The sequence below is a fragment of the Stenotrophomonas sp. 2YAF22 genome, assembly GCF_052114665.1.
Taxonomy (GTDB): Bacteria; Pseudomonadota; Gammaproteobacteria; order Xanthomonadales; family Xanthomonadaceae; genus Stenotrophomonas; species Stenotrophomonas indicatrix.
In genome coordinates this window covers 1-1,757 of sequence record NZ_JBFRFE010000758.1, presented here as the reverse complement: position 1 = coordinate 1,757, position 1,757 = coordinate 1, and the positions used below count along the sequence as shown (strand labels likewise).

1 pseudogene is annotated in these 1,757 nt (G+C 69.2%); it reads right to left on the bottom strand.

From position 1 onward, the window contains the following. Positions 1–1,757, bottom strand: a pseudogene (locus AB4Y84_RS20825) (discoidin domain-containing protein); the annotation flags it as partial.

The window sequence follows — 1,757 nt, the reverse complement described above, 5'->3', positions numbered from 1 at the left end:
CTTGTACTGTTCGCGCGCCCACGTGGCGGTTTCGTGGTCGCCCAGCGATTCGGCCAACCACGCGCCGTCATGCCAACCCTTCAGGCCCCAGTAGTCGTCCCAGTAGCTGTGGGTGGGTGAGGGATAGCCCTCGTGGCTGATCGACGGCGCAAGGATGCCGGCGAAGCGCTCCGGCGATGGCTGGTCGGCCATGTAGCCCGGCACCAGCGTGCGTTCGCGCAGTTCCTGCAGGAAGCGCAGCGCGGCCTTCACCTTGGGCAGGTAGGCACGCACGCTTTCCGGCCCGCCATCGAGCCGGGCGACGTCGGCAACGAGGGTGACGTACTGGCCCTGGCTGTCGTACTCGATGTCCGAGCCGAAGCCGGTATTGACGCTGCCATCGTCGTTGAGGATGGGCGACACCAGGCCATTGCCGTGCACGCCGTGTTCGCTGTACCAGGCCAGGTAGTCGCGTGCCACTTTGGCTTCGCCCATGCGCAGCAGCACGGCCGAGGTGGCCATGCCATCGCGGATGAAGGAGCGGTTGTAGTTGCGCGGGCCGGGCTGCATGGCCGGGCCGGTCTGGTTGATCAGCATGTAGGCGGCCTGTGCGCGCAGCATGTCCACCAGTGAAGGGTCGGGCAGGCGCAGGCCGACCTGGCCCAGCCGCGCCTGCCAATCGGCGGAGGCGCGGCTGGCCAGCGTGTCGAACGCCTTGTCGCCGTCGCGCGGCAGCGACGCGAGGTTGAGGGCCGGCGCTTCCGGCAGCACGCCATTGGCATCGGCAGTGGCGGTACCGAGCGGGAAGGCCACCACCACCGCGTCGCTGGCACCAGGGGCCAGGGTGACGCGGTAGCTCAACGCCGCCGATGCCAGGCCTGCGGCATCGCTGGACTGCTGTGCGGCAGGCAGTTGTCCGCTGGCGATGGCCGTGGTGATCTCGGTGTCGCCTTCGTTGCCGAAGGGGGCGGTGCCAGCGGCATCCACGGCGCTGAGGGACTGCAGCAGCGTGCGGCCATTGACGCGCACGCTGTTGCCTTCGACGGCCACCTGGCGGATCGGCGACAGGCCACCGTTCTGCCACGGCGGATTCATCTGCATCGGTCGCACTGCGAGGGTCAGCGTGCCTTCGATGGCCGAACTGCCGGTGTTGCGCAGGCGATGGCGCACGAAGGTGACCGGTTGCCCGTCGCGCTCGATGGCAAAGGCTTCGCTGCGCAGTTCCAGCCCGGGCTGCGGTGACCACGTGGCAGACGGCATCGGCTTCCAGCCATCGCGCAGTGCGTGCTGCACCGGTTGTTCGGCGGCACCGGTCGCGCGGCCATCGGCACTGCGCCAGATCGGCTGCACCAGCGGTGCGCCCTTGTAGGCTTCGATGTTGCCGTATTCGTCGAAGATCGATTTCTGCCGGCCCGCATGCACGCCGACCGCGGTCCAGTAGGTCTGCTGCATGTGCAGCGAGGCCGGGAACAACGCGCGCTGCGCGCCACTGGCGGCGATCTGGTAGCGCTTCATCGGCGTCATCACCGCCTTCGGGCCGAGCAGGCGGATGCGTTTGACCTGGGGGGCATCGCCTTCCACGGTCAGCCGCAGTGCCTTGATGTCCAGTGGCGCGTCGGCCGCCAGCCAGCTCTGCTGCCGGTTCGCCGCCTGCGCGTCGCGCGCCAGTTCGTGCCAGCGGCCCTGTGCGTCCTGCGCCTGCAGGCGTGCAGCGCCGTGCACGTTGGCCCAGTCCACTGCCAGCCCGGTACTGGGCTGGGCGCGGGGCAGGGTGATGT